This is a genomic window from Chryseobacterium sp. Marseille-Q3244, assembly GCF_940807095.1.
Lineage (GTDB): Bacteria > Bacteroidota > Bacteroidia > Flavobacteriales > Weeksellaceae > Chryseobacterium.
Window position 1 is genome coordinate 367,050 of the sequence record NZ_CALNWX010000004.1, and the last position, 21,102, is coordinate 388,151.

Here is a 21,102-nt window from a genome sequence, read left to right on the forward strand (position 1 = left end):
ATGCCTGCAAATATAGACGATTATGCAGTAATAGTTGGTGTTAACCACTATGCTGAATTAGCAACGTTAAAAGGGCCGGATAAGGACGCCAAAAGATTTCATAATTGGGTTGTTGACGAAAAGGGAGGATATGTTCCACCTGATAACTGCTATCTGGTACTTTCAGAAAAAGATTCTCTATTACCTATACAGTATACCATTGATCAATGTTTCGGTAAAATCAACAGCAGAACCAAGAGGCGAAAAGGCAGAAGGTTATATTTCTACTTTTCCGGACATGGTCTTGGTTTATCCTGGAATGACACAGCGCTTGTTCTACCTCAGTGGGATACCTTTTTTAGAAACCACGCCCTTTCATCAGGTGATTACCGTACCACTTTGATCGAATCAGGAATTTTCAGTGAAATATTCTTTTTCTTTGATTGTTGCAGAAATCGGAAAGTAGCCGTGAATGGTGCGCCACCATCGTTTGGCAACGTTATGCCTGCTGCGACGGCAGGAGCATGCAGATCATATGTCTATTCAGCTTCCGAATTTACTAATCAAGCTTATGAAGCGCTTATACAGTCAGAAAGTGGCAGTTTACAAGAAGATGGAATCAGGGGAATATTTACGGAATCGCTTTTACGCGGCTTAAGGGGAGCAGCTGAAAAAGATGGCAAAATAACTTCCCTTTCGTTAGCAAATCACCTCGAAAGAGATCTGCCAAAGATCGCTGCGCAAACTAAAAAAGTTCAGGTCCCAAATATTCAGGGTGATCATGCTGACACGACAATAATAGATGGACTGACTGTAAATATTACCAATGTGCAGATTACTTTTACCGTCAGCGGTAAAAAGGCAATATTGGAAGATTCAGAACTTAAAGTTTTAAAAGAAGGTATCTCAGATGTAAATGAACCTTGGACAGTAGACCTTTACAAAGGCCTTTACACCATTTATTATGAAGATGAACAATCTTTTGCAAAAATGATAAGGATTGATGGAACGCTAAAAACAGTAAGTTATGGTATTTAGAACACAAGAAATAAATGAACAACAAGAGTTTAATTTTAACTTTTCTGTTGTAGGGCCATTAAGTGAATTTGTTTTACTTAAACTATTCAGTGGTAAAGGAGAAATGTTAGTTAGCCGACATGAGGAGATAACAAAAAATTTACCCCGCGGGCTTTATCAATTACAGATCTTTTCCAATGAAAAATTTGAACAGAAATTCATCAGATTGGAAGAAGATCTTCACTTAACATGGGAAAATAAAGGCTCCTTTTCGTCTATTCCGGCAGATTTCTTGCGAAGTACCAAAAATTATTACCAAATTGCTGTTAATCAGTGGTGCCAAAGATCCACTATGGATAACATGGAAATTAGCGATAATGATGCATCGTTGTTTTTATTTTTTAGATACCCCGATGAAATTATAAAAGGAAAGCAGGAAAATGTAGCCCAGTCTATGGGATGGCGCTTTTCAATATTGGATAGTGATAGAAAGGTAATTTATCGCCTGTATAATGAAACAAACATTAAAGAAGATACACGTGACGGTTGGTTGGCATTCCACGCAAAAATAGAACCCGGTATCTACTATCTTGTATATAAAGGTAATTCTAAATTAAGAGAAATTCCATTGTATGTATTTCCAGAATGGCAAACCCAATTCTATCTCACTTTCAAGCGCACACCTATTTTTTCGACAGCAAGGGTTCAACTTGTTCGACAGAACAGCCATCATAGATTGCAAGAACAGGAAACAATTCAGTTAGACGCAATTTTAAGAAATCTGGAAAATGGGATCTATTATGTTCCACAGTCTCTGATTAGTAATACTGCACATTCAAAATGGCGCAATCCCATTTTAGCAATTGCGGTTTGCTACGCCTATTTACTTAGCAATGAAGAAACAAATGACAATCTTTTTCGTATAATGCTGCGGAATATTGAAGAAAGGATATTACCCCTGGAAAATGCTTCTGACCTAAAAGCACTACGATTACTGGCCGCAAATCATTTCGGAGATCCTATACCTCACATGGAGTTGCAGGAACCTTGCATGTTTAATGTAGGAATGAGAGCATTTATTGAGCACTCCATTAAATATCCTGACAAGATTACTATAAATGACATGTGTGAAGAAATTATTTCAAATCTACATAGTGACTGTGCCTGGACATCATATAGACCTCTTGAAAACTCTTATAAAGATGTAGTATGGAATTATTCGGAACAGATTAGGATTTTCGAAACTTTTCAACTGGAAAATAACCCTTATGAAAAAATAATAAAATCCTTACCTAAACCTAAGAAGCTTCGACTTGAAGATTGGCTGAGTCTCAGTATTACTTCACAACTAATGGCAAAGAAAGAAAGTCCAGTAACGACGAAAAGCTTAGCATTACAGTTTCAGGTAACACAGTCAATGGTTGAACATAGCATTGATAACATTAAGAATGAGTTAATCAATAATAACCGGAAAAATTTATTACAGGACAAGAATGAACAGACAGATAATTTAAAGGACAACATTTATAAACTAATAATTGATGACTTAGATAATATACTGTAAATTATTCCTGCCTGATGTCAGGTAATCTCCTGAATTAAGACAGGGTGAATTAAAAACTCAAATTGGAATCGCTATACTATTGTCTCAATGGTGAGGTTCTGCTCCATATTAATATCGTGCATGCGTCTCTTGATAAATTCGGCAGGGCCTATTCCATTGATTTCTTTGAAAAGTTTCGAAAAATGATTTCTTGAGCCCATACCACATTCTTCAGCAAGGGTTTCGATCTTATATTTGCGGTATTCCGGGTCACTATAGAGTTTATCAGTTATATATTTTATCCTTAAATCTATGAGGTATTTCGTAAAATTCATGCCTTTGTATTCGTTCACGATCTGTGACAGATAGAAATGATTAGTATCAAATTTATCAGCCAATTTATGCTGTGTAATCCCATTCTCCCTGAATCCTCCCTTATCCTCAAAATCCTGTAATTTATGCAGTATTTCCTCTATAACTTTTTGGTCAATTTCAAGCTTATTGCCATCTTGCTTTTCTTCTATTTTAATAGCTATATTGGCACTGTCTCTAGCTTTGATCTTTTGCTCCAGAATGTCATATTTCGTTCGGATTCTTTTTTCTCTTCTTTTATAAAACAACATAGTCGCAGCAAAAGTGACTGCCACTGTACCTAAACCCCATTGGGCCACTTTATCTTTTATGGATTTCTTTTCTAGTCGTTTTTTATCTTCTTTCAGTAAACGTGTATCATACTCCTTGCTTATCTTTCGGGACAGATAATTGAAATCTCTGAATAAGACACTATCTACTTTTAAAAGCTGATTGGTATAATATAACTGCTTCTCTACTCCATTGTTTGCTTTGTAATGATCAATCAAAAGTTCATAGGTATCCCGAACTTCTGGAACAATGAAACCATGCCTCTGAAAAATGGAATCGACTTTTTCAAAGTTTTTTAAAGCATCTGGTTCATCACCCAATGCAAGATAGGATTTCCCCAAATATGAATAGTTTACAGCTAACCATGAAAAATCATTAATTTTTGAAAGTGCTACTGATGAAGCCATAAGTGAGGCGATAGCAGTTGAAAATTCTTTTTGCCGAAACTCTGAAATTCCTTTTTCTTTTATAAAATATCCAGATTCCTGCCTATGTTCACGGGTGGAACCGATTTCTTTAAGTCCGATGCTAACAATAGAATCGGCAAGTGAAAATTTTCCCATATTTCGATAACAAATAGCCATCTGATGAAGACTATTATAGTTACCCCTCCTAGAATCATATAGAATATTAGGATCTTGCTGTTTCTTTAGCTCTGACGCAAAATGGTTCCGTGTCTTTATAAATATGGGCAATGCCTCATCGTAGTAGCCTATATAGCTTTTGACAACACCGATCAGATAATTTAGCCGGTTCTGATAATAGGGATCTGTATCTTTTGGTGCATACTGAACTGCTATAAGAAACTCATTCAATGCCAATTGGTATTTTTTGAAATGGAAATAGTAGACAACTCCCTTTTCAAGGCATGCAGAACTTACTAGCGCCTGTTTGCGGGATAATTTGGCGGCAATGATTGTACTGTCTGCAAATTTTAGCTTTTCATTGCGATCAGCGGAAAATTCGACACCGTCTGCATATCCCTGATATAATTTATCATAATCCTTATCCTTTTTTGCTTCAGCAATGTACTGACGTATGAATGGAAGCGCCCTGAAATCATTCTCTGAGAATACTTCATAATTTCTCCTGATATAATAATACTTACTGTATTCCTCTTGCTGGGCACAGAGAAATTCACAGTGCAACAAACATAAAACAATTATGATATGAAAAGAGGAGAATTTCATAGGTCAAGTTTATATAAAATTAGTAAAAATCGCCAAACCATGATTTATCAAAAACGAAAAACTGCAACATACCATAAAAACATTTTAAAACATTGATTATCAATTCTATAACAATGCTCAATTTGAACAATTTGCGCATTCAAATTGTTCAACGGGCGCAATAAACAGTTTTTCCGTCTTCAAATGCCCTCTACCTTCGCTCTTGAATTCGAAATAACCGGCCGGGATAATTCTTAAAATTTTTAACAAAATGAAAACTATTATCTCAACAATATTAATCATCGCAGGAGCGGTCATTTTACACTCCTGTCGAGAATCCGAAATTGAGGAACCGCTAGAACTGGAAAAACTGAATACTGTCAACTCAAAAACAGAAATGTCAAAAAATAGCGATACAATTCAAGCAGGAATAGTCTCCAACGACGCCGACACTGATGAGACGATCAAAGACCCACCGATCAGACATGGTGGCCAATGGAGGACCTCGAAATAATGCTCGATTTAAACAGTGTGTGGAATAACCTTTCAACTTGAATCACAAAATACTCATACCATGCGAACGAAAAACTTGATAGCCGAAACAATTATATTCTTACTCCTACTCATGTGGGCATATACATTTGCCAGTAAGGTTCTTGATTTTGACACTTTCAGAAGGCAGATCAATGGTGCATACCTACTGTCCTCCATGGGATCAGCTTTGCCTTACTGTTTACAACTACTGCATTTATTACTTGTGTTACTGCTGCTAAAGAAGTCTTGGAGGAAAATTGGACTTATTACCTCGCTATCTGTTCTGCTGTTATATACAGGATATCTCATCTATATCTTAAAATTTGCACCAAGCATACCATGTTCATGTATTTCACTTTTTAGAGGGTTGAACTGGAATGATCAACTGTGGATTAATCTTGCGGTGCTGACGCTAAATATCATTGGTCTGATCATGTTTTCGTATAAAAGTCCGCCACACAGTAGTCATGTTCAGACCACGTACTAAATTTTAAAACTAATAACCAAAACAGGGGAAGCCGAAAACCTGAAACCCAGAGTAGGCAAAAAACTAAAGTTTAGCTTTTTGATCTATAAAAGCACCAAACATCATGAAATCACTTAGAATTACCTTAGGAGTTGCAGCAATTGCACTAGGTACGTTTACAGCTTTCTCTTTTGCTCCGGCAAAAGTTGATTCAAAATTATCAACAGGAGTTTTTTATTCAAATCCAGTAGATGGATCATGGACACCTGAACAAGTTATGGGTGAGGGGGATTGCAATAATGAAGAAGGACCAATATGCTCCCAAGAGTATGATTTATCAACACATGAACCAACTGATAATCCTGCATTGATTAAAACAGGTGAAAGAGAGGAGTAAATTTAAATAGGAGAACCAAAAAGGTTCTCCTTTCTGTTATAGAGAATTAATAAATCTAACAAATTCCTCACCTTTGCTTCTAGGATCAGGCGGGCTCCCGACCATTTTCCCATTTTGGTCAATAACAACCAATTTTGGATATGTTGTAAAATTAAGATATTTGATAAGGGGGTGATTAGCATGCTGTTCATCAGTATACAAATGTGTGGCATTTAGACTTGTAAATTTACCAATACCAGCTAACCACGTCTTTCTAGTATCTATATTTACAGAAATAAATTCAACTTTGTTCCTATCAAATCGAGTTTCCAACAGATCCAATGCTTTAGTAATTTGTGCACAGCCCACACATCCATAGAACCAAAAATCTAAAACGATAACTTTTCCTTTGTAGTCATTTAATCTGTGTACTGTCCCAGTACTATCCGGCAACTCAAATTTAAAAAATGTCGACCCAGGCGCGAGATTTAAGATATTATAATTATATAAATTTTGTACCTCCAGAAAAAAAACACTATTAATTGATACATTTTCACCATAAAAATTATATAAATCTTTCGCATTGTCACTAAGCATGTTCCTAGCTAAGTTGCTTAAAGTTAAATCCGCTAACAGATATTCCTTAATAGCAGAATTCTTATCAAAATTTTTAATTATTAAATTAGCGAAATCGATTGGATTGTTTTTTATGAAATTTATACCAGTTTGTTGTGCAGGATTGGTAAAAGATGCTAAATAGACATAATTATAAAGAACATGGGGTGGAAAATAATTTATCACCTCGGGATCTAACAAGACATTCATCCTTTTTTTCAGGATTATATACTTATCAAAGAAATATCGAACAGAATCGCTTTTATTTCTTGCTATACCAAGAAGTGGTATATCGAGGGTATAATGGTATTGGTAGGCTCGCAAGATATCTTTAGCATGTTGGCTTATCTTTCCTTTAAATGATCTGTATACTGAATCAATACAGTTTAATTTTCTGTCAGTAGTTTCAAAACGAAATTGCAGGGATTGATAATGAGGATCTGTTTTATAAATGGGGACGAGCGGTTTAATAATTTCTTTTAAAAAATCAATTTTCTCTTTTCCATTACCTGTAACCTCAATATTAAGTAATCCAAGCTTTTTCAGACTGGGTATTTTGATGTTCAAGCTATCACCCGGTTCAACCAATAAATTATACACCCCAGGAAATAATATGTTTCGACCTTGTGCTTTTATTACTATCATACTTGGCGTATCGATTTCGAAATCAAAGGAAAACAATCCTTGATCTGTTTTTGCCTCCAATAGCCTTTGATTGGCAATTTTTATAGCTTTAGGGTCGTTGATAATTAATTGAACTAATACAGACGAATCTTTACTTTCGGGAATGTATCCTGATACTTTTGTAAGTTTCTGGGTGAATCCAGCTATAGCTACTAGATTCATAAATATTATAAGAATTATGTGGCTTTTCATGGTTAATATTTGTTTTGCTCTAAGCCATTAAAATTGATAATATACTGCGGTATGGGCAGTACATACCGTGGATCATTTGGAGGCAATAAATAATTTTGTAGTCCTATTGACCTTTTAAGAGTCTTAGTATATTGTGGATCTCTATTTAATCGCTTTAAATCTTGCCAGCGAAGACATCTAGTAAGGAGTTCTTTTCTTCTTTCCAACAAAATTATGTTTAAAGATTCATCTTTTGTTGATGCCTGCAGAGAAACATACGTTCCTTTCTTGAAGCGTTTTTCCAAGATGAGATTTAGTTTTTGCATAGCAATAGCAATATTGCCAAGCCTTGCATTACATTCGGCACTAATTAGTAATACTTCCGGTGTTGTAGTGCCGGAAAACAAAGCGGATCTGTAATGACCTCTAAAGGAATATTTACCATCTGATTCCAATTTAAAAAATAAGTTCTTTCTTAGATCATTCTTATCATAGGTCCCATATAAAATACTATCAATCCTACCAGTAGTGGCATAACTCACCGCGATTCTTGGTTCTAATGGAATGTGGATTTCTTTACTTTGTATATTTAAAGGACGTGATGGAGAGCTATTAATAGAATTATAATCTTCAATAAAACTGTGATATTTGTAACTACTATCCGCAGCCATCCTAGCCTCTTCGTATTGATCCATGAACAAATAGGTTCTTGCTAACAATGCATATGCGCCACCCTTTGCGATATGAGTTAGTGAGACCTTTTGCAATGGCAACAAGCTACAAGATAATTTTAAATCAAAAACTATTTTCCGATAAGTATCTTCCAAAGATGCTCTGAAAATATTTTCATCTATATCATCTGATATTTTCAGAGGTATACCCAGATCAGTTTTCGCCGTTGATTGTTCATAATATTTACAAAATGTCATCGCTAGATTTAAAAACTGTCTACTGCGATGATAAAGGGCTGTGCCTTTTATACGATCATATAAATTAGCATTTTCATTTGTTCTACTAATTTTTTCAAGGGCAGCAAGAACGACATTGCAAATCTGAATTTGATTATAAGAAATATCCCATTCATCTTGATTTACTGTACCATATTGAATAAATTCTGAGACTTGCCAAGTTGCAAGATTCCTTAAAAAATCCCTTGGCAATGCGTTGAATTGTTCCGTAGAATATGTCGCATCGTCAGAAGACATTTCTGATGCACCACGACCATCATTTAAAAAGCTGGGATTGTTAAGTAACATATCCAGATCATTTAATTCAGTGGGTACAATCAATTTAATATCCTGCTTCTTTTCTAACCATTCTTTGGAGCAACCGCTTAATACACATAGAATATATATTATAACAATAAAATTTATCTTTTTCATAGGAATTGAGTTTAAAAATTACAATGGAGTCCAAATGTTAATGTTCTTACAGGCTTGTTTGAGGGGAAATCAGGATCTAATTCCATTTTATTCGCTTTCCAAAGAATTCCTAAATTATTTGCCAATGCAAAAGCTTGTAAATTTGTTACTTTCAATTTCTTTAAGAATGTTTCATTGAAGCTATATGACAAGCGAATATCTTGCAATCGAATATGGTCTCCTTTTTCTACCAGCGTTTCAGAATTCCTATAGTACTGATCTGTAACACTACTAGCTGGATAAATCATTGCAGGAACATTGGTCTTCATCTCATCTCCAGAAGCCTGCCATCTTTGATAATAGTCACCGTGACTTGCATAGTTATTATACAATGTAGTGTACATTATCGAACTGCGCCTAAAATAATAGCCGAAACGATATGTGATGTTGAAAGAAAGTTCCACACCCACACATTTAAAAGTATTCCGAAAGGCTCCAAAGTAAGGAGGTAATGCATTTCCATTAAAAATAAGATTATTAACAGGATCTAGTGCTAAAGAAGCTGTAATTTTCGTATATTCTGTGGAAGGTTGCCCGTCTAAGTATCCACGAGGCTGACCTGTTTCGGGGTCTAGCCCAGCCCAAGGATAAGAATATATACTAAATAAGGATTTACCTACAACCGGTGTATAAGTCGTAGGATTTCTATAAAGACTATTATCATTTAAAAAATTACTGATGCCTACTGTCCGCTGATATTTTGTCACTTTATCTTTGGCATATGAAAAAATTATATTTGTTAGCCAAGTGAAGTTATTTGTCTTAATATTTATAGAATTAAGTTCAATATCTAAACCTTTCCCCTCCATATTTGCCACATTTCCCCTGTAAGAAGAAAATCCAGTTGTGGGATCTATAGCACCATTGCCAATCAAATCAGTCCCTTTACGATTAAAGTATTCAATATTTCCTGACAAACGATTTCTTTTTAACGAAAAATCTATCGCAATGTTCCACATCCTATTTTTCTCCCATCTCAAGTTTTTATTTGGTGGATTAAGCAAATATGCTGCTGGTAGATTATTAGTATAATTCATACTGGCCATTGCCGTTGTGTAGGCAGTCAGTTTTCGATCGACATTTCCGCTATATCCATAGGTTGCTCTGAAACTTAATTCGGGTAACCAATCAATATTATAAAATGCTTCCTTATTAATATTCCATTTGCTTCCCAATGACCAAAGTGGAACAGATTTTTGATTGGTTTGTACACCAAATAAATTAGACTGATCTATGCGGGCACTACCTGATATAACATATCGTAAATCATAATTATATGCTGCATTAACATAATTGGATCTCATTCTGTCGAGCGTTTCAGAATAATCGTTTAAAGGGGTAATTGATTCCGTTATACCCTTCCCATATAGTTGAAATTGAGTCAAATTATCTACAATAAGACTCGATCCAATATTGGGGTCAAAACCGTACAGTCTATTTGAAATGCCATTTGCTTTTGTCTCACGAACTTCAAATCCTGCTATTGCATTTATCTGGTGTTTATTCCACTTTTGATCATAATTTAGTTGGAAACGTCCATTGAGCGCATTAAGCTCTGTATTGGAATTATCTAGCATCCCTCCCAAGGGAATATTTCTAATTAATGCATCGTCAGTAAATGTTGAATATAGATTGATTTGATTCCTCATGTAGTAACTTTCCTTATCGTAGTAATTTCGACCATTTCCCTTTTGATTTTCATATTGAAATCTGGCTTCAGCTGATAAAGATGGTAGGATACTGTACTTAAGAGCGGCATTCACACGCATCTCAGATTGCTTTATTTTATTGTCCTGATATTTAAGTTCATCAAGTGGAACAAAATTCCAATTAAGCAGCCCATCTGTAATTGCTTTTTGCTTAAGTATATTGCTATGATCTTTTGTTACAATTGAGGGATTTCCGTTATCATCAACCAATCTCGCATATGGATACATCTGCTCCTGTCCCATATTAGATAGCATCGAAACAACATTCGAGGTTGAGTTATTATTCTGATTGTAAGAAAGTCCAGCAGAAATCTCCAGTTGCTTAATTGGTCTAAACACCTGATTACTATTCAGGCTTACTCTATTGAATCCACTTTCCTTTTCCGAATTACTATTTTTGTCCAATCCCGCTGAAAAATAATATGTGTATTTATTTGTTCCACCATTAAAATTCAAAGCATATTGTTGTTTAACGCTATTTCTGTAGAGATACTTGCTCATTTCATCACGCAGGTCATATTTCCTCAGTGCGTCAATCTGTGCTGTAGCTTCATCAGCCGTCAGCAGTCCATTTTTTTTATCATTGAGTATGCTGACAACTGGTGAATATGGTCTATTTGATGCTGTATTGCTAATAATAGTATTGTAAAAACCCTTATCAAAAAGCATCTTTTCAATATCAATGAAATCGGTTGGTTTGATCTGTGGAATATAGTTCAGATCTGGCTTCTGTCCTATGGTGACATTAGATATAAACCCTATGTTCATAGGCTGGTCTGCTCGTCCTCTTTTAGTTTTTATGACGATCACACCATTACCAGCACGAACTCCCCAGATCGAAGCCGCCGCCGCATCTTTCAGAATATCAATGTCCTCTATGTCGTTCGGATTGATATTGTTGATATCACCTTCATATGGGAAGTTGTCTACTACAATTAGCGGTTGATCATTACCAAAAATCGTAGCTTGTCCCCGTATTGTTAGCTTCGGGCTTCCTGAACGCTCGTCAAATAAAATGGATGGCGCAATTCCTTTCAGCCTGCTGATCACATCAGTTGAAACCTGTCTATTAAAAGTAGCATTATCAACCTTGGAAAAAGACCCTGTTGCTCTTTCCTTTGGAATAGATTGATATCCACTGGCAACAACGGATACCTCATCTATAACATTGTTATTGGTTGTCAATGTTATACGGTCAATGTATTTTGCTGATACCGACAATGGCGCATAACCTAAAAAGCTGATCTTTAGCTCAAATTCAGTATACTCGGCTGGTAATTCAAAATTTCCGTTATTATCGGAGTTCGTCACAAAGTTGCTTCCCTTGACCTGAATAGTTGCCCCTGCTAATGGATTGCCCTTTTCATCGACGATCTTTCCTTTTATGGTTTCCTTTTTTTTTGAATTGGAAGTATTCGATGTTTTCCGCTCCTGCAAAATGATAATCCCATCCGCAATTTCAAATGCGATCGGTTGGTTTGCGAAGAGTGTTCGTAATGTCTCTTCTAATGACGCATTTTTCAGGTTTACAGTAATGGGGCCAACTTTTTTCAGTAGATCCTCATTGTAAACAAAATCATATTTGGTCGCTTTCCGAATTTCTGAAATTGCTTTTGACAAAGGCGCTTTATGCAAGGAAAGGCTAATCTGTTGAGCCTGTAAAGCTGTACCGCTGGCAAGCAGTATAAAGAGCGTTGCACTCTTTATACCATTGCGCAGAAGTTTTCTCCTGTGGGAAAACATATCCACCCATGGCGGTATGTTTTTCTTGTTGGAAAAATCATGTTTTTTCATAGATTTGTGTAGGGTTAAAAAGTAATTTTCGTTGCTGGAAATTTATGATGTAGACCCGATCGCCGGAGTGCGCTAACACTCCGGCATATTTTCAGGCCAACATATGAAACTATAAATTCTTATTTCTGAATCTCAATCCTCCTTCCTTTCGTTAGGTTGATCTGTAAATCTGTAATTTTTTCAAGTGCATATAACACACTGGAGAGTTTCTTTTCTCTTGAAATAGTTCCGTTAACCTTGATATTTGGAATATTGTTGTAATCAACGTCAACGTCATACCATCGTTCAATTTGTCTCAAGACTTCCTGCAAAGCTGCTCCTTTAAACTGAAACTCATTTGAAGTCCATGCTGTAAAAGGTTCGGTATCTACGGAATTTATGGCAAAACCGTCATTGACTAGCTTAGCTTGCTGGCCGGGAACAAGTATAACAGTTGCCTTGTCACGGCTACTTAACAATTCAACTCTTCCGCTGATTAACGTAGTTCTGACAGAAGGTTCATTGGAATAACTGTTGATGTTAAACTTAGTTCCAAGTACCTTCACCTGCTGGCCATTAGAAGCAACGATAAAAGGCTTTGCCTGGTCGTGCGCCACATCGAAAAAGCCTTCCCCCTGCAATTCAACATACCTGTCTTTATCAGTGAACTTTGTAGGATACCGTAAAGAAGACTCCGCATTTAGCCAAACTTTAGTACCATCGGGAAGTGTTATCTTATACTGTCCCTTACGTGGCGTTGTTAGTGTTGCAAACTGTACCTTATTTGGTGATATGCTCGTGCCATCCATATAGGAAGTGCCCTGCTCATCTACTTTTATAGCTTTTTTATCCCCTGCGAGCGAAAGAACTCTACCATCTTCAAAAGTTAGCGTTGCTTTATTACTTCCCGGAAGAATATCTCCCGATAAGGTAGTTGTTGCGACTTCTGTCGATAAAATCTTGTCTGACTGATAAAATTTATAAAGCCATATGGAAATTGAAATCGTGAAAAGGACTGCTGCTGCTGTCATAAGCCTGAACCAGATGCTCTTTGGCTGTGGCTTGTCAAGTATTTTATTGAATCTTGCAAGTTCATCTTTGGTTGTAGTACCTGATTCTTTCAGTTCGATTAGATCAACAGCCAATCGGTGTTGATCCAACAGCTGTTGGAAAATAACTCTATTGGATTCACTTTCTTCGATCCAGTCCTCCAGGAACTCCCTGTCCCAATACGGGAGCTTTTGTCCAGTAATATACTTATGGAGTAGTTCCGTGATCTCAAATCCATCGAACAATTCTTCCTCTTTCATGTTTCGTATTTATTATAGAAACGGGAAACATAGAGGGCTTGTCCAAAAGAAAATGAAAATATTTTAAATAAAATAACACTGGAATTTTTCAGCTACTTTTGCCGGTAATAAAAATGCTTACAATATCATCGGATAGTTATCCTAGATAGTCCATATATTCATCAAATGTAAAAATGGATAAATTCGCATTGTTCTCCCTACCTACTTTCAGCATGGCCTTATCAGAGGTTACAAAATACAATTTATCATTTTCGATCTTATGCTCTCCGACATTTAACATCAATTGGGTGTCCCACCAAAAATTAGCTCTATTATTTTCAAACATATTGATCTGGCTGTTTATTATATTTTCGTAAACTGACTTGTACAATGCAATATACTCTGGAAAATTATTCACAAATTTAGTGCACAAAAATGTCCACTGAACCTCATCTGGCCTAACTAGTGTAGGATGTTCTAAAGCATAATAATTAAATACTGGCTCTATATACTCTCGTGCTAAAAATTGAGAGAACTCAGCGGATCGGATCTCATTTAAAAGTTTCCTCCGCTTCTCTTTATTATTAGGAAAAACAGCCCAATCTTCCATCTCAGGATCATATTCCTTTAGCTTTGTCAAAAATGATGTCGCGTATAAGTGCTCTGCATTTTTTACGAAACTCTTGGTTTTATTAAGGTTATCTTCCAAACGCTCAAAGATTTCATTGGTGGGAGACGTAGCCAAATCACGTACAATTTCAATAAATGCATTGCCTGTTTGCACTTTCTTTTCACTTGATAATCCAAACATATATTTGGCCACAAGCATTTCTGGTCTAGCTAACATTCTAGAAAACCCATTATCAAAACAATGAAGATACATTGCTTTAATCGCGTTTAAAGACTTTTGAAATAAACTGCTCCCACTTCGGCCCGCGACATGTGCCAAGAGTTCCTGTATGACAATTGGACTAATGGATGCTTCCAGGTTATTTTTCTTTTCCTTTGCTCGGATCTCAAGCATGTAATCATCTAAATCATCAAAACTTAAATCTTTAATTAGGTACCTATATGCATTGGTATCAAATACTACTCTTTCCATTTATTATTGTTTGAAATCATACTTCTCCACGAGAAGAAATTAGGAATTAAAACGCTAAAAATACAGATATTTAACCAAAGAAATAAACTTATTTAGGTAGGAATAAAGGATGGTATACAAGTTAAATGCATAAAAGCAAAAGTGCAATCCCCTTATTGGAAAGGGTCTTTTTCAATATGGAAATAGCCCGTGCCTTCTGGCTGTTTACAGTGCTGACACTAATATGAAATTCTTCGGCGATCTCTTTAGGTGTCATTCCATCCATTAAACTTTGCATAATATTCCGACATTGTTCGGGAAGAAGCTCAATAGATTGACTCAATTCAAGAAGTACCTCTGTATGGATCATTTTGCTCAATATGTTCTCCTCATCGAGTTCCTCTAGCCCCTGCGAATATTTGTTCATCCGATTTAACCGTACCTTCTCTTTCTCAATAACATCAAAGCACTTGTTTTTTGTGGAGATATACAAAAATGCTCTAACACTGTCATAACTTTTAAAGGTTTCCCGTAATTCAAATGTTTTGAGCATAACGTCAAGAACAATCTCCTGTGCATTAGCCTGATCAAAATTGACAAGTAGTCTATGGGCAAAAAAGATCAATGCGGGATGGTAGATCCGGAAAAGTGTATCCATTGCTCTCCTATCACCGCTTTGGAACTTTATTAGCAGTGCCTTTTCTTCGATCTCTTTTCTGGATGTCATAATAAGGCTATTGTTAGAAGAGTAAAGTTAGAAAATATTTATTTCAAAAAAGAAATCTTAAGGTCTGCAAAAAGTAGATTTGTTTATTAAGCGGCATTAATGGTAGTAATAAATCCTGAATAACAGCAATGTTCAGCTCATTATATATCAAAACAGCTTGTTTTCCAGCACTAAAAAAAGCCGAATTATTTGCTTAAATCTAATTTTGATTGCCTCGATACTCAAGAATAGTTAAATTTGTTATTAAGGCAAATACTTCCGTATAATTGGATTGTGATTTCCCTGTAATAAAGCCATCCTATCACCCTAAGATTTGTAAAAGTATATGAATATAATAAAAGTACAGGACTTCAACAGAAAACTTACTGATGAACGACTTCACAATCATAACAGATACCAAAATGAACTGACAACCCTTTATCGGGAGATTATTTCCGGTATGGCTACGGACTACTTTGAGTATCGGAACCATATACCAGCTTTCTTACATAGTTTAGAACAAAATAGTGATCATTCTCTTCCGTATTCCATTGATCTTTTCCTTGAGCTATATAACAAACTTCTGGGCTCAAAGAACTTTAATTTATTTGACCTCTCTATTATGGATCATAAACCGGATGATCATACAATCAAAATGATGGAGCCGATTTTAGAAGCTTCCTATAAAAAGAAAAAAGAACAGAGGTTATCAGAAAATAATTTTGATATTTCAACAATTTCCGATCAGAATAAAAAAAAGATGGCTACTTTGGTTATCCGGAAATTTCAGAATGATGCCAAGCAATTAAATTGGGATGAAGGTCTGGTTATCTCAAATATATCTCTGGCAGGATTCTTACGTCAAATACTGCTAGCACTCAACAATCCAGAATTATTTTATCATAGCGTTGGGCTTATTGTTGATAGGTTAAGCTCCTCCGAATATTATCAACCCGGACGCGATTTTGCAGAAGAGGTCATACTGTCATCCTATAAAGACGGTATCCCTGAAGCGGGTTATTTTAATAGTTTCCGCATATATTCCAACATTGGTAGCATCCATGCTTCTTTAATTTATATTAATCTTGCTTTAACCTGCTTACTAGAAAAGAAACCGCCGTATTCAGATAGGTTAACAAGGGAAATTATCTGGCAAAGCTTTAAATTTTTTAGAAATGTTAAATTTTATGAATTTGCCATTGAATTGTATACTGAAATCCCTGCAGAAATCAATTTTCCGGCCTATGAAAGGAGATCTCTCGATCACGGATATTTCACCGTTTTACTAATGATGCATGATCAATCTCTTCCATCGAAATTACTCGATTATCTGCGTACAGAAAGAGAAAACATCTTGGCTGGAGGAATTAACGACGCTACGCCTTGGCTTCTAACCCTATACAATATCAAAAGAACTTACCCATCTGCGGACTTTAGTGCCAGTGGATTTGGTTTTTTTCTTTCCACATTTGAAATGATTGTTCCACCGGAGAACGTTAAAAAATACAAGGATATCATTCATGCGGATTCAGAGGATCTAAAAAAGCATTTAAAGGAATCTCTTGTTAAATTGAATGAAACAAGAAATACAGCAGACTTTGTTTACGATAACAAAACTGCCATCATGATTTCAGAACGACTTATTGACTATAGCACAAAAAAGGAGAATGCTGCAGCTTTCCTTTTGTCCATGGTACTAAAGTCTGATTACAGTATCCTGTTTCAAGAAAAAAAATCAGCCGAACTTGTCCCATTAATTCTACCGGAGATAAATGTTGATGAATTAGAAACACTCTATGATAATACGGAGGAATTTAAAAAGGAACTATCACTCAGTACCAGGATCGCAATGTGCTGGCTTGCCTCTGCGGAGGAGCAATTATCCGAGTTGCAGTTATTTAATGATGTATTTTCATTTCATCTTCTTAAGGACTGGAATCATAGTATATATAAACAATTACTTGATAGTGACTATTTTGTTGATCTTGAATTTAATGATACCGTAAAAGAGAGTCGAAGTATACGACAGGTCTATCCCGAAGAGTATGAAAATGAAGAAATTAGAATGATCAAACAGCTTAGTATTGGAAAGTTGTCAATTCATAATATGGCTCAGGGACTGTATATTGTAAATGATATGGAGCTGGCAAGATTTCCTCATAACTTATTTCTAAATGGCGTAGGCGACTTTATCGCTAAACATATTCCTGTTACTAATGTCCTTTCGACCGAATGGCTTTTAGAAAAAAAGGGAACTAAACCATTACATTTTGATTACAGGAAATCTATCTGGATACCTATTGAAAGTGGAGATATTCCGCTGAGCTACTTATATGGAAATATTGAAAATACGCTGCAAGAATTTTCTTTTGTTGTTCATCAGGAAATACAATTACAAACTCCTCTATCTGCGGAGATCAATATAGTATGCTCGCACGGTGCAAAAAACATTTCCGACACCCAAATGATCTCTCAGGGAGGTAACTTCACATATGACTTAAACACCATCATTGGAAAAGGGAAAATTTTGATCTTCTTTGTTTGCCATTCAGCCTCTATGAAAACAGAGTTTTTCAGGAACAACGTAACGTCTTTGATTAAGAGATTTATTGCTCAGGGCTATGATGCTGTCATCGCGCCATGCTGGGCACTAGATGTTACAGTTCCAAAATATTGGTTACCAGAATTTTTAAAGTCATTTGAAGAAGGTCAAACTGTATCAGAGGCGATGTTCAATGCAAACAAGAAAGTATATGAGCGATATCCTACACCAGCAGCTTGGGCATGTTTACACCTATATGGAAATCCGAATCTAAAAAGAGATATCAATTAACAAAATAATACAAAATCTGAATTAATTTACTCTTTTAACTTGCTATCAAAACCTATTCTTGGTAATCCAATTTCATGTTCCTGAGGATAAGGTGCCCGAAAAGTCATACTCACATCTTCTTTCATACGTTGCTGTGCTTCGTATTTCTTATCCTCATCGTGCGAATATCGTGGATCAGGAATAAATGGCATCTTTGCCATTTTAGTTATTGTAATCGTAGGAAAATGAAAGTCTACTTCTACTATTCCCAAAAGCAGATAGCACCCACCCCCTTGAAATGGATACTTTTCAAGAGAATCTGGAAAATGAGCCGTATCAAAGTAATTTCCATTGACATCGACCCAGGTTCCAAAATACATAGTCCCCCTCTTTGTAGGTACATGCTTACGCGAAATCAGATATGCAAGCATCTTCACCTGCTTTTTATGGTATTGTACAAGGTCATTGGCCATCACAGTTCCTCTGTACTTTGTCTGCAACAGATCAAAGGGTGTGCAAGACACCGGAAAAGATAGAATCTCAATCTCATCAAATGCATCTTCAAAGATGTTCCTTTTCAACTCTGGAAATTTAAATTCCTTCACAGGTTCTTCAAACAACGTTTCAAATCTACGTTCGGGTTTAAAGTCTCCAAGCAATACCCTTGCTTTTAAAAGCAATTCATTCTTCGGTACAGCAGTAAACCGAAATGCCCCAATAAAAATCAAAATCTGCAATGTTTCTATACCAATAGGTATTCGTTTGATAAAATCTTCAATGGATTTGTATTGTCCATTTCTTCTCCTTTCTTCGGGAATCAATTGTCCGAGTCTTGATTCAACTTTTTCAAGATGCATAAATCCCAAATAGATCTCATCGCCATAAATCGTAGCTTGGTGCTCACTCCTGTTTACACATGGATTCATAATCTTTCCACCAGACATCCTTGCTTCATGAACATACACCTCCGTCCGGTAAAAACCACCCATATTATTGATAACTGACACCATAAACTCCAACGGATAGTATACTTTCAGATATAAACTCTGATAACTTTCTACAGCGTAAGATGCAGAATGTGCCTTGCAAAATGAGTAGCCTGCAAATGATTCAATCTGTCGGTAAATCTCTGCACTCAGTTCTTGCGGGTGTCCCTGTTGTCTGCAAGATGCAAAAAAATCGTCTTTTACTTTTTGAAGTGCCGAAAGTGACCTACCTTTTCCGCTCATTGCCCTTCTGAGAATGTCACCATCCGCTGCGGATACTCCCCCATAATGCAGCGCAATCTTAATAACATCTTCCTGGTACACCATGATGCCATAGGTATCTCCGAGTTGCTCTTCAAAAACTTTATGAAAATATTCAAACTTATCTGGATTGTTGTGCCGAAAGATATATTCCCGCATCATGCCACTCTGCGCCACTCCTGGTCTAATTATCGACGATGCTGCCACCAGAACTTTATAGTTGTCACATTTTAACCTTCTAAGCAGCCCGCGCATTGCAGGACTTTCGATATAAAAACAACCTATTGTCCTTCCCTGGCTTAAAAATTCATTGCATTTTTCCTCATCCTTGGAAATGTTAGTGTCTTTGATGTTTACCTTAATTCCTCTTTTCTCTTCCAGAAGCCTAACTGTATCATTGATTGTACCCAGACCCCGCTGGGATAAGATATCGAATTTCTCAAATCCGATTTCCTCTGCCACATGCATATCCCACTGCACGATCGGAAATCCCTTGGGCGGCATTTCCAGTGCAGTAAAATTTGTCAGGGGTTCCTCAGAAATAATAATCCCACAAGAATGCATGGAACGCTGATTTGGAAACTTTTCTAAGAGCTTTCCATATTTCTGAACTTGCTGTACTATCTCATCTCGAAATACTCTTTCAGGATATTTCGACAATTCATCGAGTTCCTCTTTCGGTAAACCAAACACCTTCCCTACCTCCCTGATAATAGATCGGTACTTAAACTCAACATTCGTCCCACAGAACGCAACGTAATTTTTACCATAACGGTCAAAGATATAATCCAATATAGTATCCCGATCCTGCCAGCTCCAATCGATATCAAAGTCCGGTGGGCTTTTTCGGTTCTCATTTAAAAACCGCTCAAAATAGAGATCGAGTTCCAAGGGGCAGATATCGGTAATACCCAGACAGTAAGCGACAATACTATTTGCACCACTACCCCTACCAACATGCATGAAGCCCACACTATTACTATACCTGATAATATCCCATGTGATCAGGAAATATCCACTAAAATTAAGTTCATCAATAACTTTCAATTCCTTTTCGATCCGCTGTTTTGCCTTTCCGTGACTTTTCCCATATCGCCTTTCCAGTCCAGTAAAAGCTAACCGTGTTAAAAGTCGCAGGTCGTCTTTCTTAGACCCTGTATAAAATTTTTTATTGCGTGGTGTTTCGAATGTAAAATCAAAATAGCACTCCGAAAGAACTAGAGTTGTATTCTGGATAATTTGCGGATAATTCCGGTAGGTATTTAAAATTACTTGTGGTGATTTTAAATATGCTGTTTTCGAGCAAACTTCACTTTCTGGTAATTTAGAAAGCAACATATTATTATCAATAGCCCTCAAAATCCGGTGCAGATTGAATTCTTTCTTCGTGCTGAAAGTCACAGGGTGTAATATGACCATTTTGGGAATTAACCTTTGATATTCTTTGCGGATCAAAATATTTAGTTGTTCCTCCTGAATTCCAATATATTCATTATCATCAAGCTGTTCAGGTCTGTGAGCATTCAGTGGATAAATGATAAAACAGTTTGCAAAATCTGGTCGCTCAGGTAGATCGATACCATCACAATTATGAGATGCTAGAATCCGATTTACCTCTCCTATCCCTGTAAATTCTTTTGCAATGACAATATAGAGCAATTCACTCCCTTTACGTATCTCAACACCAACAATCGGCTTTATTCCTTTCTCTTCACATTTTTTCTTAAATTCATAAATGCCCGTAATCGTATTGATATCAGTAAGAACAAGCTCTTTAATACCCATTGCGAACGCCTGGCATACAAGATCGTCAATGGATAACGTTCCATAACGTAAGCTGTGATAGGAATGGCAGTTCAAATACATAG

The 21,102-nt window shown here is 36.3% G+C and carries 14 protein-coding genes; 6 read left to right on the plus strand and 8 right to left on the minus strand.

Features of this window, described 5'->3' with window-relative positions:
* Positions 1–1,017, plus strand: a complete 1,017-nt coding sequence (locus NBX25_RS09870; RefSeq protein ID WP_250253524.1) for a caspase family protein — start codon at positions 1–3, stop codon at positions 1,015–1,017.
* Entirely contained in the window at positions 1,007–2,560 is a 1,554-nt protein-coding gene (locus NBX25_RS09875; RefSeq protein ID WP_250253525.1) for a hypothetical protein, read from the plus strand. The genes NBX25_RS09870 and NBX25_RS09875 overlap by 11 nt, the downstream gene beginning before the upstream one ends.
* A gap of 71 nt (positions 2,561–2,631) precedes the next feature.
* Here the strand turns inward: NBX25_RS09875 and NBX25_RS09880 are convergent, their stop codons facing one another.
* A complete protein-coding gene (locus NBX25_RS09880; RefSeq protein WP_250253526.1) occupies positions 2,632–4,371 on the minus strand; it encodes a helix-turn-helix domain-containing protein in 1,740 nt (579 codons plus the stop codon).
* A gap of 250 nt (positions 4,372–4,621) precedes the next feature.
* On the opposite strand from NBX25_RS09880, the gene NBX25_RS09885 reads away from it, so the two are divergent.
* The 3 genes from NBX25_RS09885 to NBX25_RS09890 all read left to right on the plus strand — a co-directional run bounded on the left by NBX25_RS09885 (position 4,622) and on the right by NBX25_RS09890 (position 5,747).
* Entirely contained in the window at positions 4,622–4,864 is a 243-nt protein-coding gene (locus tag NBX25_RS09885; protein WP_250253527.1) for a hypothetical protein, read from the plus strand.
* Between the two features lie 60 nt (positions 4,865–4,924).
* On the plus strand, positions 4,925–5,371 hold the full coding sequence (locus tag NBX25_RS24790) for a MauE/DoxX family redox-associated membrane protein (protein WP_349815573.1): 447 nt from the start codon (positions 4,925–4,927) through the stop codon (positions 5,369–5,371).
* Positions 5,372–5,474: 103 nt separating this feature from the next.
* A complete protein-coding gene (locus NBX25_RS09890) occupies positions 5,475–5,747 on the plus strand; it encodes a hypothetical protein (protein ID WP_250253528.1) in 273 nt (90 codons plus the stop codon).
* A gap of 36 nt (positions 5,748–5,783) precedes the next feature.
* Here the strand turns inward: NBX25_RS09890 and NBX25_RS09895 are convergent, their stop codons facing one another.
* The 6 genes from NBX25_RS09895 to NBX25_RS09920 form a co-directional block, all read right to left on the minus strand.
* Positions 5,784–7,187, minus strand: coding sequence for a peroxiredoxin family protein (locus NBX25_RS09895; RefSeq protein ID WP_250253529.1), 1,404 nt, complete (start codon positions 7,185–7,187; stop codon positions 5,784–5,786).
* Positions 7,188–7,219: 32 nt separating this feature from the next.
* Entirely contained in the window at positions 7,220–8,578 is a 1,359-nt protein-coding gene (locus NBX25_RS09900; RefSeq protein ID WP_250253530.1) for a RagB/SusD family nutrient uptake outer membrane protein, read from the minus strand.
* 11 nt (positions 8,579–8,589) lie between these two features.
* On the minus strand, positions 8,590–12,120 hold the full coding sequence (locus NBX25_RS09905) for a SusC/RagA family TonB-linked outer membrane protein (protein ID WP_250253531.1): 3,531 nt from the start codon (positions 12,118–12,120) through the stop codon (positions 8,590–8,592).
* A gap of 119 nt (positions 12,121–12,239) precedes the next feature.
* Complete coding sequence (locus NBX25_RS09910; protein ID WP_250253532.1) at positions 12,240–13,394, minus strand: FecR family protein; 1,155 nt, start codon at positions 13,392–13,394, stop codon at positions 12,240–12,242.
* Between the two features lie 151 nt (positions 13,395–13,545).
* The gene (locus NBX25_RS09915) at positions 13,546–14,490 is read right to left on the minus strand and encodes a hypothetical protein (RefSeq protein WP_123871794.1); all 945 of its coding nucleotides are present in this window, start codon (positions 14,488–14,490) and stop codon (positions 13,546–13,548) included.
* A gap of 121 nt (positions 14,491–14,611) precedes the next feature.
* The gene (locus NBX25_RS09920) at positions 14,612–15,196 is read right to left on the minus strand and encodes a sigma-70 family RNA polymerase sigma factor (protein ID WP_123871795.1); all 585 of its coding nucleotides are present in this window, start codon (positions 15,194–15,196) and stop codon (positions 14,612–14,614) included.
* A 439-nt stretch (positions 15,197–15,635) separates the two neighbouring features.
* Here NBX25_RS09920 and NBX25_RS09925 point away from each other — a divergent pair, with 439 nt between their 5' ends.
* Entirely contained in the window at positions 15,636–18,008 is a 2,373-nt protein-coding gene (locus NBX25_RS09925) for a hypothetical protein (RefSeq protein WP_250253533.1), read from the plus strand.
* 26 nt (positions 18,009–18,034) lie between these two features.
* Here NBX25_RS09925 and NBX25_RS09930 read toward each other — a convergent pair whose 3' ends face one another.
* Positions 18,035–21,100 carry a DNA polymerase III subunit alpha gene (locus NBX25_RS09930; protein ID WP_250253534.1) on the minus strand — a complete coding sequence of 1,022 codons (3,066 nt, stop codon included), beginning with the start codon at positions 21,098–21,100 and terminating at the stop codon, positions 18,035–18,037.
* Positions 21,101–21,102: the final 2 nt, after the last annotated feature.

What these genes read in the sequence shown, in the direction of transcription:
- NBX25_RS09885 (WP_250253527.1), top strand. Translation starts at nt 4,622, where the DNA reads ATGAAAACTATTATCTCAACAATATTAATCATCGCAGGAGCGGTCATT.
- NBX25_RS09915 (WP_123871794.1), bottom strand. Translation starts at nt 14,490, where the DNA reads ATGGAAAGAGTAGTATTTGATACCAATGCATATAGGTACCTAATTAAA.
- NBX25_RS09920 (WP_123871795.1), bottom strand. Translation starts at nt 15,196, where the DNA reads ATGACATCCAGAAAAGAGATCGAAGAAAAGGCACTGCTAATAAAGTTC.
- NBX25_RS09900 (WP_250253530.1), bottom strand. Translation starts at nt 8,578, where the DNA reads ATGAAAAAGATAAATTTTATTGTTATAATATATATTCTATGTGTATTA.
- NBX25_RS09895 (WP_250253529.1), bottom strand. Translation starts at nt 7,187, where the DNA reads ATGAATCTAGTAGCTATAGCTGGATTCACCCAGAAACTTACAAAAGTA.
- NBX25_RS24790 (WP_349815573.1), top strand. Translation starts at nt 4,925, where the DNA reads ATGCGAACGAAAAACTTGATAGCCGAAACAATTATATTCTTACTCCTA.
- NBX25_RS09930 (WP_250253534.1), bottom strand. Translation starts at nt 21,100, where the DNA reads ATGTATTTGAACTGCCATTCCTATCACAGCTTACGTTATGGAACGTTA.
- NBX25_RS09905 (WP_250253531.1), bottom strand. Translation starts at nt 12,120, where the DNA reads ATGAAAAAACATGATTTTTCCAACAAGAAAAACATACCGCCATGGGTG.
- NBX25_RS09890 (WP_250253528.1), top strand. Translation starts at nt 5,475, where the DNA reads ATGAAATCACTTAGAATTACCTTAGGAGTTGCAGCAATTGCACTAGGT.
- NBX25_RS09870 (WP_250253524.1), top strand. Translation starts at nt 1, where the DNA reads ATGCCTGCAAATATAGACGATTATGCAGTAATAGTTGGTGTTAACCAC.
- NBX25_RS09875 (WP_250253525.1), top strand. Translation starts at nt 1,007, where the DNA reads ATGGTATTTAGAACACAAGAAATAAATGAACAACAAGAGTTTAATTTT.
- NBX25_RS09880 (WP_250253526.1), bottom strand. Translation starts at nt 4,371, where the DNA reads ATGAAATTCTCCTCTTTTCATATCATAATTGTTTTATGTTTGTTGCAC.
- NBX25_RS09925 (WP_250253533.1), top strand. Translation starts at nt 15,636, where the DNA reads ATGGCTACGGACTACTTTGAGTATCGGAACCATATACCAGCTTTCTTA.